We start from the raw sequence: 13,376 nt of genomic DNA on the forward strand, positions 1-13,376 counted from the left end.
GTGTAAATTTCCTTCTTGTTGTTGTCATAGTTCCCAAATTTAATCAGACCTAATTTGTTTTTCAAATTATGTCCAGCTATTTGGGGGGTTAAGACAATAAAACCTCTGAATTTTTTAGGAAGAGGGATTAACCTTGAAGCCCCATTAATGATTACAAATGGCTATGATAATGCGGCGAGAATCTTCCTTAGTTTTCAAAAAAGAATAACCTGGATTAAGCAGATAAGTGTTTTTCCTAGTTCTGAAAAAGAAATGAAACAGTTTATTGATTTTAAACACTTGTGTAAGTATCCTATAATAAACTACTATGATTTCCCAAGGACAATTCACAATATAGAAGTGAGGAAACATGATTTAAGTCTTAATAATAATGTAAGTGAAAATGACTATGACACACTAGTTCTTGGTTATTTTTATGATAATATGTGGGAGGGTAATGTTAACTTTGGATATAATTTAGTCAATAAAGCGTTAGAGCATAATAAAAACTTCTTTGTATTTGATATAAGAATTTATAACTACCTAACTAATATTATATCAAATTCAAAATATAAGTCTAAAGTATATCTGCCGAGAGTTACAAGTCGAGACTATGAATTTCTATTAAATTATAAACACTTACCAGTTGCAAAATGTCCAATTTTAATGACTATTGGTACTTCAAATAAGCAAGGTAAATTTACCACTCAACTAAAAATTAAGGAAATTTTGGAAGAAGAAGGATATGTTGTTTCTCATATTTCAACAGAACCTCAAGGAGAATTATTTGGTGCCGATCATTGTTTTCCTTATGGGCATATGAGTACCGTTGAAATCTCACCTAGACAGTTCTTACAGTTTTTAAGAACCTTATGCAATGCTATTTCCTATTTTAATAAACCAGATATAATTATTACTGGCCACCAAGGTGGGTTAATCCCTAGATTAGCTTTGAATGCGATGCCATATTTTCCAAGTGTAGATAATTTAGGATTTCTGCATGGTATATTACCAGATATCATTATCTGCACTATAAACCCAGAAGACTCTATTGAGATGATAAATAATACAATAAATGTTGCTTATGCATATACAAAATGCAAAGTTTTATTTTATGTTTTATCACCAATTATGAGAACTCAAGAAGAAATGTATGATGAAATATATCTAAACAGTTCTAAAATGCTAAATGAAATTGATTACCAAAAAAGACTTTCTTACTTTCAAGAAAAGCTTAACAAACCAGTATATAATATTCTAAACAACGATAAAAAGTTATTAATTAAAGCAATAGAAGATGCCTGTTCAAGATAAAAAAGAAATTCGTGATGAATTAATAAATATATTACTAAGTTTATTTGAAAAAAATGATCTTAAGGACAAAATTTCAAATCAGGATGATCTTATTTACTTACTAAGTACAGATTCTACTCAAGCAATAGTTTTTTTAACACTGATTGAAGATGAATTTCAAATTGAAATAGAAGATGATGATATCGATATGAGATTATTTTCTAAGATTGAATACTGTGTTGACGTTATTCAGAAATATATTAAAAAGAATCAAGATTCGAAATCTTAAAAAAATAAGAATGAATTAAATTCTTGTTTTTTTGATATTCTAATGAAGTGTTGGTCAAATCGATAATCTTTCCTATTTTTAGATAGGATTATTGGTCATTATTAATTGGAATTCGAATTATAAAAAACCGAGATACTAAATCATATGAGCCTTTTTTCATTTAAAATATTTTATACCTTTTTAAAAAGAAATCCACTTTATTCATTTATAACTGTATCTGGATTCGCGGTGTCATTAATGTTTGTTATGCTATTAAGTTTATATGTTAGACAAGAATTATCTATTGATGATTTTCATGTAAATAAAAATAGAATATATAGATTAACTCGTGATAATGGTGCATTTTTTGGTCCTCCAATTGGGGAACTTTTAAAGGGTCAATTTCCACAAATTGAATCCTATACAAGAACATATCAAAATAGCTGGAATGCAGTATTTCAAGATAGAAAACAAGAAAAAATTAAAACTATGTTAGTGGATTCTTCATTTTTTTCTATTTTTTCTTTTGATCTCATAATTGGTGATCCTTTACAAGTTCTTAGAACAAAAAATTCTGCGGTACTGTCTTATTCTTATAGTAGAAAGATCTTTGGAAACGATAATCCTATTGGAAAAACTTTCACCATTGATAGTATAAATTTTATCATTTCCGGGATCTTTAAAGATATACCCCAAAACACTCATTTTGAACAATGTGATGCAATAATAAATTTTATTATTTTAGCAGACTTATGGGGTTGGAAAGAACTATTAACTACTAATGAAAATAGTTCTTTCGGTCTCTATTTTCTGGCTAAAAGTGGTACGGATCTGCCAGCAAAAGAATCAGAAATCTTAGAACAATTTAAGAAAAATTATTGGATATTCTCATCAGGATTTTCAAAATCAATTCAGTTTGAAGCATTAAAGGATGTATATTTTAGTAAAGAATATAGCCCTGCTATTAAACAAAATAGTTTAACAGCTATGATTATTTACTCAGCCATATCTCTTTTAATATTGATTATCTCTATAATTAATTATGTTAACCTAACAGTAGCTCAAATAGGTTTCAGGATAAGGGAGGTTGTGATTAAAAGGCTCTTGGGAAGCTCAAAAAAAACTTTATTATTCCAACATATTATTGAGTCAATTTTATTAAGTTTTGGTGCTGCTTTAATTGGCATATGTTTAGCTTTCTGGGCAGAACCATTCTTCAATAGTCAATATGGTATTAATCTTAATCTAATAAAGCAATTTGATTTTTCACTTATTTTAATCATAATCTGTGTAATTTCAATAGTTGGTATTATTTCTGGATTATTCCCTGCTTTAGTAATCAGTAAACTAAATCTAATTGATGTAATAAAAGGGACCATTACTCGAAAAACTAAAAGTACATACTCAAAGATATTGATAACATTTCAGTATACAGTAACCTATATATTAATATTCTGTACATGGGTAGTTTGCCTCCAATCTTCTTTCTTAGTGAATTATTACCCAGGATTTAATAAGTCAGATCTGTTTTGGATGGAAAACACAATTACTGCAAATCAAAAAGCAGTTTTTCGTGATATGTTAAAATCTATTCCGGGAGTAATTGATGTTTCATATTGTCGTGGAACACCTATTGATGGAGGTAATAATATGTCATTTACCATTGATGGCAAACCAATAAGTTTTCAGGAGTTTAAGGTCGATAGTGTATATTTTAGTCTGAACGGGATAGACGTAACAGAAACAAGTGCAGCATTCTCCAAACAGGGGATATGGCTTAATACGACTGCAATAAATATGCTCAATTTAAATATGAATCCACCATTCTTCAGAATTTTTGATTATGATGTCCCTGTACTTGGAATAGTATCTGATTTCAACTTCAGACCACTTTATCAGAAAATTGGACCTATTATTATAAAACAACTTAACGAAAAAGATACACCCTGGAGTATTCTTGTAAAGATTGATAATAAAAATCCTTTAGAGACTATCGATAAAATCCGAGAACGTCAAGCTTCATTTACCTCAGGTAAACCAATGGAATCAGGATTCGTTAGTGAATCTATGGCTAAGTGGTATCTTAAAGAAAAAAGACTATCTCAAATAATATCTTCATTTACACTTCTTTCAATTATTTTTTCAACTATGGGCATTTTCGGGATGGCTCTATATTATGTCCAACAAAAAGAAAAGGAGATAGGTATTCGTAAAATTTTCGGAGCGAATATATTAGAGATAATTGTTAAGCTAAATCTAAATTTCATTCATTGGATAATTGTTGCCTTTGTTATAGCATGTCCTATTTCAATAATAATACTAAAGAAATGGTTACAAAATTTTGCATATAGAATTAATTTACCTTGGTGGGTATTTGTTTCAACTGGAATTATAGTTCTTGGAATTACTTTATTGACAATAAGTCTGCAAAGCTGGAAAACATCTTCAAAAAATCCTATTGAAAGCCTTAGATATGAATAAGTATTATTTTTTTGTTTGAATTCTATATATTACGAAATCCCAGACTAGGGTTTAGGTAAAAGAAAAATTAATTTTACTAAACCTATAACAAAATAATCACGACGAAAATTCAGTGTAGCTAACTAGAATTCTCAATCAATTTTTTTATAAGGCAACTGTAATTGGATAGAAATATGGTTTTAGGAGTTGGAACAGATATCGTTGAAATTCAAATTTTCAAAGAGGTCTTCCTGAAAAATCAAAGATTTAGGGACAAAGTATTTACTGAAAAGGAAATTCACTATTGTGAAAACGAACTATTCAAATATCAGCATTATGCTGCTCGTTTTGCAGCCAAAGAAGCATATATGAAAGCGATCGGTACAGGATGGGACAAAGGAATTAGTTGGAAACAAATTGAGATTTTAAATATATGTAATGGAGAATCAAAAAAAGAGGAGATAATGTTTATGGGGGAAAAACTAATTAATAAAAAAGGGCAACCGAAAATCGTTTTGAATGGTACAGCTTTTGAAATAAGTAAGAAAATTGGAGCTAAAAACCATATGCTTTCACTAACACATACTGATACAATGGCTATTGCTTTTGTAATTATTGAAGGATAATAACATGCTTAATGACTGGCGGTATTGAGAATATTCAAACAATCTTTACATGAGTATATAATAACTATCCTAACTTGTATCAACATCAAAACTTGCTTGAGGCTGAACAGATCATTTACAGAGGTGTTTCACAAGATTCCTAATATTATTCTTCTTTTCTTTCAGATATTTTGATAAACAGGTTCTGGGATAGAGATAACCCCCATTCAAACCTATTATCTATTAAAGTTGGTTAATCTGCTCAATAAATGAATATAAATATTTTTTGCTATATTAAAGTTACCTTGTCAATTAATCTTTAAGTAATGTGAAATTTCTTATTGCTTAAAAAATTATTTTATAGTAATTATGTAACTAAATTGAATAAATAGTGTTCAGTAAAAATAAATTCATATTGCAGGTTCAGGTATTAATAAAAAATCCACAACTCAAATTGGTCCTAAAAATAACAGTGTTAACCACATTTACTTGGTGCCTATTTTATCTTATTACTTATAGTCAATTAGCCAATAAGGAAAAATTCACCACGTGCATGGAACGAGGACTTGTTATACAAACACCGATTACAAGTAGTTTTTTTATTTCTAATGTTAAGGATACTTCCGATCATGTTATTAATTTAAATAATGATACGATTTTGATTCAGTTTTACAAAAATCAAATATTCCTCAATCATAAATATTATGGTGAATCAATGAAGGGAGATACAGTTCGGTTGAACTATAACGGTACCTTGGAAGTAATTCGGAAAAGAGGAAAATAAATCTAGAATTTTGATAGGGATTATTACAAGGGAGTATTAAGAATTTTGTGTAGATGAATTGGTCGCTACAATGGATACACAACCGGTCTGGAGTCGGAAATCGAGTATAAAGTCTGGCTGGGCAGAATAGTCTATTTAAAATTTAATTAGCAGCAACATGAAAGACAATGAGTTATTTAAAATTACTGAGGTAGTATTAAAAAATTAAATCTCAGAATGAATGTGAAGAGTCAATCCAAAGGCTCTACAGACAAGCGTTGGGTCTCTTCTGAAAGCGGATACTACCGAATAACTGGGATATCCCAAACACGATCCTTCCGGAAAGAACAGAGGTAACAGCTAAAAAGGCTTTAGTATAAAGACACATAAGACCAACCTTTGAGAAGTTCGTCTGGGTGTTCCCGAGATTGCAATTCGATCCTTGATCCGATTAATTATTCCGAAGCATCAACACATTTCCGTCAAGATAGAACCTGCCATTATAACAATGTATTCCAGAGGCATGGCCACTTGGGATATAGAAGAAATCCCTAATTAATCAATATTTTAATTCATTAGTAAGCATTAGATTTTAAAACATGTTCTTTGAAATTATGAAGTAATCGCAATTGTAGCGTTTTTTATAGCGTGACGATTTTGAACTCGAAGTTGATGGTAATGTTTATGCATTGGACCCTACACAACGATCGACCTGTGTTTAAGCATCTTCTGGTGGGCTAAGTTCAGAAAGTATAAAGGAGGAATAAAGCTCCATACATTATATGATGTTAAAACTTCTATTCCAAGCTTTCTGTATATTACCAATGCCAGCGTTCACGATGTCAACATCATGGATATCATTCCATACGAAGAAGGTAGTTTTTATGTCGCGGCTAAAGGATATCCTGACTTTCTGAGGCTGTATAAAATCCTTACTAACGGGTCATTCTTCGTAACAAGAGCAAAGGAAAACCTGCGATTTAAAAGAATGTATTCCAGAGCAGTTGATAAAACAACTAGGGTCCAAAGTGATCATATAGGAAAGTTGGAGATCTATAAATCAAAAAACGATGGGCGGTAGGGCTCTTTTTCAAATGGATGAAGCAGCATCTTAAGATTAAATCCTTTTGGGGGACGACTCTTAATGCTGTGAAAATCCAGATGTATTGTGCAGTCATTGCTAAGGATATTCTAGTCCCATAGTACTTATCATTAACCTATATACTTATGAACATTCAAAAAAAAATTGAGGAGATTTTTACTAATATATATGAGCGACAATTATGGGGTAAAAATATATATGGAGATAAATATTGTTCTGGACCTGGTACTATGGACAATAAGGTGGAAAATTATATAACTGTATTAAAGGAATTTATAGAAGAAAATCAGATTAAAGATATTTTTGAGATTGGGTGTGGTGATTTTACAATAATGAGTAAAGTTTTAAAGAATTTTAAAGGAAATTATATTGGTTCTGATATTGTTAACAATGTAGTTGAGTATTTATCAAGTAAATATAGTAGCAAACATCTAAATTTCATTCATTTGGATGCTATTTCTTGTAAAGAACTTCCTAAAGCAGATTTGTGTATTATTCGTCAAGTATTGCAGCATCTTAGCAATGCCCAAATTCTAAAAATTATTAGTAAGTTAAAGAATTTCAAATATGTTATAATTACTGAGCATATTCCATTGTATCCTGAATGCAAAAATGGAGATAAAGAACCAAACGGTTTTATTAGACTCCAAAATTTATTATCTTCAGGAGTTTTCTTAGAAGAACCTCCATTTTCAATTAAATGTAGAAAGTTGTTAAGTTATCGTTCTGATGATCTGGATTCCAAAAGGAATATCATCCCAGCAATAATGTTAACAACTATTATTGAAAATTAATTTAATCTGATTAATTCATAAACTTAAAATTAAACATATAAATTGACTTTTCCGCTCGTCATTATTTTGAGGGGATCCGTGATTTAGTTTGATGGATAAGATTTTTCGATTTTTATTCAGATTCTATGCTGCTTTTCTCAGCGACAACTTTTGTTTTTAGCTCAAAATCTGCCACCAGGGCATACCTTTCTTACTTATGTTATTGATTATCAGACTATATATTTAAGATGCTGTGATTTAACATTCTTACATTCGAAGCGCAATCAATCGCTCGAACCCTTTGGTCTGTTCATCTTTTGTCGTGCAAAACTGTGGTAACTCTATCTTTATCTTGGTTTTCAGTTCTTTAACTCAGGCTGCTGTTTTAATAATTTTAAGTTGTATGGTTTTCATGGCTGCGTTGGCATACTCGGTACCTTTTAATACTTGCTTCTGCAGGGTGTGCAAAAAAGTCTTTTTATTTATTAGATCCCGTAAAAAGTTGTACACTTTGCTCCAGAATATTCATAAAATACAATAAATAATTTGCAAACGTCCTGAAATATAGCTACATTTGATTAACCCTTGAGGAAGGAAACGAGCTCTGCAGGAATGCAACTCGCCAGAGCCAAAAAGGGTGCTCGGTGAAAAACGCAGCGAGACAAAAGAAGCGGCTCAAAAGGCTGCTTCTTACTTTGCAATATTGTTAAAACTCAAACTCAAAACTCAATCTAAAACCACGTACTGAGATACTTGGCTGGACCAATCTCCGTTATTGTCCTTAACCCGGACCCGGATCTGCTTCTGCCCGGCACTTCCAAAAACGTAGCGTACCTTACTCAGTGGAGAGCTAAACCTATAATTAGCAAGCGTATATTCATACTCTGTAATTTTCCCGTTAAATCTTGCATCCTTATCATACGATCCTGAAGCATCTACCTCGTATTCGTAAGGGCTTGAAACACCTATCTTTTTAACGCTAAACAAGGCTATTGGTGCAATATTTCGAAAAACTATAAAAGTTATAGAAAACCTGGCTTTTTCATTAAAAGAATCTTTTGCCATCAGGGTAACCAAAGCTTGACCTTCACTAACACCGGTGAAGCTAATTAATTCATTACCTACCTCAAAGGTGCTTTTTTCTTGTTCCTGCGAGACTTGTAATATTATCTTTTCTTCATCCTGAATAAAATATTGTAAGGATAAGGGTACTCCAATCTTGAGTGAATCCGAGTGAGTGTTGCCCTCAAGCACAACCCCGTTTTTAATTAGCGAGAGAGTTGGGGCTTTATTAACATCAATAAAGTAATCTTCACGGTTATCGCAAGAGGGAAAAAAGAGCTCAGCGACCAGAGCAAAAATCAAAAGGCAAAATTTTACAGGTTTCATTGTTTTATGATTTTAATACTTTTCTTAGAATCCTTTAAACCGTTAATTTCCAAGATATAAATACCAGATTTGAAAGAGCTGAAATCAACAAAAACAAAATCATTATCAAAGATAAGGGACTCAATCATTTTACCTCCAGAGTTGAAAATCTTAACTGTTTCAATCATTCTGTTGCTACTGAGGTAAAGTTTTTCTTTCACAGGGTTAGGATAGTAAGAAAACGTAACTTCCTTATTTGTCTCGATGCCGGTAACATTATTAACCACGGTAATTATCGCATCTTGCAATACAGAATCAACACAGCCATCCGGACTATTTACAATCAACAGAACACTAAATTTTTTGGAATTAACACCCAGGGTGTTGTAATAGTGCACCGGGCTGTGTTCAGTTATGATATCGCCCTCAAAGAAGTTCCAGGAATAACTATTGGCGTTAACACTTGTATTGGTAAACTTGATTGCATCACCAAGGGTAACAGTAGTTATATCCGGGGTAAAGCTTGCCTGCACGTTATCAATGATAATTTTCTGCTCCTGGTAATCGCTTAAACACCCGTTAAGATCCAAACTCTTAACGTAAACAGTATTACCCGTGGTAATGCTGTTTAAAGTGAATTTTGTTCCATCCATTAAATAAGCGTGCCCGGAATCAAACCATTTGTAACTCAGGTAAGCAGGGTTAACAACATTAATGTTAACTACTGAACCCTTACAGTAGCTTGCTTTTAAGTCTGTCTCAGGCAAACTGACCTGATCATAAACCTTTATCATCACGAAGTTTGAATAAACAGTACTGTTCCCACTTGTGACAGCTCTTCTGTAATAAGTGTTAACTTTTAAAGCATCAGGCCTGTAAGATATGCCTGCCTCTGAGGGGATATCGCTCCAGGTAACTCCTTGCAGGGAATATTGCCATTGATAAGAGTACTGGCCGGTTCCACCGGCCGGGCTTGTCCCGGAAAGAAGGGCGGGGACAGTATTATAACATATGCTTTGAGCATCACCAACTACACCCGGCAAAAGAGTGTCAAATACAGTAACAGTTACAGTGTTACTGTATTTCTCCCCGCAAGACCCTCCGGTTACCTTACGTTTAAAGTATGTTTTTTGTGAAAGGGATCCCGGCTGATAATCTCTCCCGTCCCCTGAGGTTATTACTACCAGCCAATCAATATTATTTACAGAGTAGTACCACTGGTAAGAGAAAGTACCGCTTCCACCGGTTGGGAGCGTACCGGTTAAAAGAGAAGGCGAAGTATTATAAGCTATTGCCTGATCACTCCCTATTATTCCTCCTTGTAATTCATCATTAACAGTGATTTTAACACTGTTCGTGTAACCAGTGCCACAGGAACCGGTTACCTTCTTCCTGAAATACTTTGAAGCTGTAAGAACTCCTGCATCGTAATAGTCATTTGTTGCTTCTGTTATGTCAGTCCAGCTTGCGTTATTATCAGATACTTGCCAGAGGTTTTGTATAGATTGGCCGACAGGTAAAACTGTAGTTGTAATTGGAGATGAAGCATAAGTTTTACAAACTGCCTGATCACTGCCAATTGCCCCGGCCGCAAAAGCGGGGTTAACCGTGATAGTAACAATATTTGAATAATCTTCAAAAGTAGCGGAATTAACCTTTTTTCTAAAATATGTTTTATTAATCAAAGCCGTTGGCTGATAACTATCGCTATTGGCCGCTGTTATGCTATTCCAGTTTATACCATCCTCGGTTTTTTGCCACTGGTATGAGTAAGTTCCATTTCCACCTGTTGGTGCTATATCCGTGACAAGCAGCGAAGGAGCTACATTATAACAAATAGTTTGGTTATCTTTAATTACACCAGGAACAAGAGAAGTATTAACATTTATTGTTAAAACATTCGTTTCTATCACACCACAAGATCCATCAGTAGTCAATCGTTTAAAATATTTTGTAACAGTAAGAGCCGGTGGCTGAAAACTTTCATACGTTGCGCCAGTTATGTTTGACCATGTTGAATTATCCAGGGAATTTTGCCATTGATAGGTAAATGTACCTGAGCCTCCGGAAGGTGATTGAGTGGAAACCAGTTCAGCTGGTACGGCTCCATAATTCACGGTTTGGGATGAACCAATTACACCGGGTAAGAACTGGCTACGAACGGTAACAGTAATTTGATTACTGTAAACGGTTCCGCAACTCCCACTTGTTTCAGCTCTTCTGAAGTATGAAGTCACAGTTAAGGGCACAGATGTATATGTTTCATTATTTGCTCCGGTAATATCAGTCCATGTTGAACCAATAAGTTTTTGCCATTGATAGTTATATGAACCCGTTCCTCCTGATGGGTAAGTATTTGTAAGGAATATTCCCGGAGCGATCCCATAACAAATAGCCTGGTCTGATTTTACCGTTCCGGCTACAAGCGGACCATTTACAAAAATTTGCAGGGAATTAGTTTGAACCGTTCCACAACTCCCGCTTGTTTCAGATCTTCTGTAGTAGAGCGAAGAAGTCATTGGCCCGGGCTGGTAGGTTTCAGATGTTGCACCCGTTATATTGTTCCATATTGAATTATTCACGGAATTCTGCCATTGATAAGTATACGATCCTGTTCCACCTGTAGGTAAAGAACCTGTTACAAGAAGCGAAGGAGTGGTATTATAACATATTGTTTGGCTATTGGTAATGGTTCCATGAATAAGATCTGGCCTGACGATTATAAAAAATGTATTAGTATAACCTGAGCCACATGGATTAATAACATTTCTTCTGTAATACGTTGTTGAAGTCAGGCCCGATGGTTGGTACGATTCGTTTGTCGCCCCAGAAATTGGGGACCAGGCAATTCCGTTAGGTGAAGATTCCCAGGAATAACTATACGTACCTGTGCCTCCGCCTGCTGATACAACTGAATTTAATAATGTCGGAGTTACTCCGTAACATATTGTTTGCGTGGAACCAATCGTGCCGGGCTCAAATACTGCACGAACAGTTATTTTTAAAGTATTTGTATAACTCGCTAAACAGCTATTAGTTACTTTTAACCTGTACCACGAGTTTGAAGATAAAACACCCGGCTGATAACTAGTGCCGGTTGCACCGGAAATAGGATTAAAAACGCTTCCATCCGATGAACTTTCCCAGGCATAAGAATAAGCACCCGTTCCACCGGATGATACCGTTGATAAATTAATAGCTGAAGGAGTAGTATTATTACATATTGTCTGATCTGCGGTGATAGATCCTGGACTAAATGGATTGTAAACAGAAATCTTAATAATATTTGTATATGAGGTTTCACAGCTATTAATAACTTTTAGCCTATACCATGTATTTGAGGATAATGCCCCAGGCTGATAACTGGTACCAGTTGCACCGGAAATAGGACTGAAAATACTACCATCTGATGAACCTTCCCAAACATAAGAATAAGTACCAGACCCTCCGGTTGGAGAAGTTGTCAGGCTGATTGCTACCGGGGTATTATTATAACAAATTGTTTGGTCAGTCGTGATGGTACCAGGACTAAGCGTATTATACACAGTCACCTTAACTGAATTAGTATAGCCGGTTTCACAGCTATTTATAACTTTCAGCCTGTACCACTTACTTGATAACAAGGCAGGTGGCTGATAAATTGTACCGGTTGCACTTGCAACATCACCAAAAGAAGATCCATCAGATGAAATCTGCCACTGGTAGGTAAAAGTACCGGTGCCTCCGGTTGCTGAAGTACCAACACTTAACAGGCCAGGCGTGGTATTATAGCAGATTGACTGGTCAGCCGTGATGGTGCCAACGCTTAAAGATGAATAACCCAGTACCGTCACGGTATTTGTATATGAATCCCCGCAACCTGGATCATAATCACGTCTTTTAAAGTATCTTATACCTTGCTGAAAAGCGGGTTGATAATTAACAGATGTTGCCCCGGAAACTGCAGAAAAGCTTGAACCATCTGTTGATAAGTACCATTGATAATTATATGATAATGTTCCTCCAGTGGGAGCAGCGATCTGTGTTAACTGTAAAGGGGTAATATTATAGCAATTGTTTTGGTTACCCGATATTGCCCCTGGTACGAATGCGTTATAAACACTTTTAGTAACTATATTGCTTGTACTTGGACAACTTAAAGTAGTAGTAGTAGCAATCCTTTTAAACCTTGTTGTTTTGTTTATAATTGTGTGCTGGTAAGTTGATGATGTTGCCCCGGAAATCGTATTCCAAGAGCTCCCGTTATCTGAATATTGCCAAACGATAGAATAACCTGAGTTAGAGCTTAATGAAATATTATTAATAAGAGAAGGGATTCCTGAACCGTTACATATAACTTCATCGCTCCCTATGGTATTTCCTGTAAACCCAACAACTGTTATCGGTACTGTTTTATTTATAGGATTTGTACAAGATTGTTTTGTTGAATAATCAAGTGACCAATTTCCAACCTGATTCAAATAACCAGCCGGTATAGTATATGTATACATTGATTCAGACACATAAGTGGCGCTTGCAAACGATATTCCGTCACCGCCGCCATCAGGTTTTCTTAAGGTTACCGGGTTAAAAATGTAATCTGATCCATTCTGTTCAAGGAAAATAGTTACCTGGCAGCTTGAGCCATAACCAGTACAAACATTTAATAAATTAGAATTATTGATGGTAACTGACTGCTCTACACATTGGCCCAGTCCTTTATTACCACTTAAAAAAATAATTGCGGTTATAATAGATAGAATTAGAATACTCTTAGTCTTCATAC

At 34.2% G+C, this 13,376-nt stretch carries 7 protein-coding genes and 1 pseudogene; 6 read left to right on the forward strand and 2 right to left on the reverse strand.

Going from position 1 to position 13,376, the window contains the following annotated elements; all coding sequences use genetic code 11:
- The first annotated feature begins 147 nt into the window (after nucleotides 1–147).
- The 6 genes and pseudogenes from SA378_RS01975 to SA378_RS02000 all read left to right on the forward strand — a co-directional run bounded on the left by SA378_RS01975 (nucleotide 148) and on the right by SA378_RS02000 (nucleotide 7,264).
- Complete coding sequence (locus SA378_RS01975; protein ID WP_318524313.1) at nucleotides 148–1,293, forward strand: DUF1611 domain-containing protein; 1,146 nt, start codon at nucleotides 148–150, stop codon at nucleotides 1,291–1,293.
- A complete protein-coding gene (locus SA378_RS01980; protein WP_318524314.1) occupies nucleotides 1,277–1,561 on the forward strand; it encodes a hypothetical protein in 285 nt (94 codons plus the stop codon). Before SA378_RS01975 ends, SA378_RS01980 begins: the two co-directional genes overlap by 17 nt.
- A 144-nt stretch (nucleotides 1,562–1,705) precedes the next feature.
- Nucleotides 1,706–4,021 carry an ABC transporter permease gene (locus SA378_RS01985; RefSeq protein WP_318524315.1) on the forward strand — a complete coding sequence of 772 codons (2,316 nt, stop codon included), beginning with the start codon at nucleotides 1,706–1,708 and terminating at the stop codon, nucleotides 4,019–4,021.
- Between the two features lie 173 nt (nucleotides 4,022–4,194).
- Entirely contained in the window at nucleotides 4,195–4,626 is a 432-nt protein-coding gene (locus SA378_RS01990) for a holo-ACP synthase (protein ID WP_318524316.1), read from the forward strand.
- A 1,541-nt stretch (nucleotides 4,627–6,167) separates the two neighbouring features.
- A pseudogene (locus tag SA378_RS01995) lies at nucleotides 6,168–6,547 on the forward strand (hypothetical protein); the annotation flags it as partial.
- Between the two features lie 48 nt (nucleotides 6,548–6,595).
- Complete coding sequence (locus tag SA378_RS02000; RefSeq protein ID WP_318524317.1) at nucleotides 6,596–7,264, forward strand: class I SAM-dependent methyltransferase; 669 nt, start codon at nucleotides 6,596–6,598, stop codon at nucleotides 7,262–7,264.
- 705 nt (nucleotides 7,265–7,969) lie between these two features.
- Here the strand turns inward: SA378_RS02000 and SA378_RS02005 are convergent.
- Both SA378_RS02005 and SA378_RS02010 read right to left on the reverse strand, forming a co-directional pair.
- A complete protein-coding gene (locus tag SA378_RS02005; RefSeq protein ID WP_318524318.1) occupies nucleotides 7,970–8,632 on the reverse strand; it encodes a hypothetical protein in 663 nt (220 codons plus the stop codon).
- Nucleotides 8,629–13,374, reverse strand: a complete 4,746-nt coding sequence (locus tag SA378_RS02010; protein WP_318524319.1) for a T9SS type A sorting domain-containing protein — start codon at nucleotides 13,372–13,374, stop codon at nucleotides 8,629–8,631. Before SA378_RS02010 ends, SA378_RS02005 begins: the two co-directional genes overlap by 4 nt.
- Nucleotides 13,375–13,376 lie beyond the last annotated feature (2 nt).

Origin of the sequence: Sedimentibacter sp., assembly GCF_033447055.1 — a bacterium.
GTDB lineage: Bacteria > Bacillota > Clostridia > Tissierellales > Sedimentibacteraceae > Sedimentibacter.

Excerpts from the sequence above, each read along its gene's own strand:
- SA378_RS01975 (WP_318524313.1), top strand. The coding sequence starts at position 148 with ATGATTACAAATGGCTATGATAATGCGGCGAGAATCTTCCTTAGTTTT.
- SA378_RS01980 (WP_318524314.1), top strand. The coding sequence starts at position 1,277 with ATGCCTGTTCAAGATAAAAAAGAAATTCGTGATGAATTAATAAATATA.
- SA378_RS01985 (WP_318524315.1), top strand. The coding sequence starts at position 1,706 with ATGAGCCTTTTTTCATTTAAAATATTTTATACCTTTTTAAAAAGAAAT.
- SA378_RS01990 (WP_318524316.1), top strand. The coding sequence starts at position 4,195 with ATGGTTTTAGGAGTTGGAACAGATATCGTTGAAATTCAAATTTTCAAA.
- SA378_RS02000 (WP_318524317.1), top strand. The coding sequence starts at position 6,596 with ATGAACATTCAAAAAAAAATTGAGGAGATTTTTACTAATATATATGAG.
- SA378_RS02005 (WP_318524318.1), bottom strand. The coding sequence starts at position 8,632 with ATGAAACCTGTAAAATTTTGCCTTTTGATTTTTGCTCTGGTCGCTGAG.
- SA378_RS02010 (WP_318524319.1), bottom strand. The coding sequence starts at position 13,374 with ATGAAGACTAAGAGTATTCTAATTCTATCTATTATAACCGCAATTATT.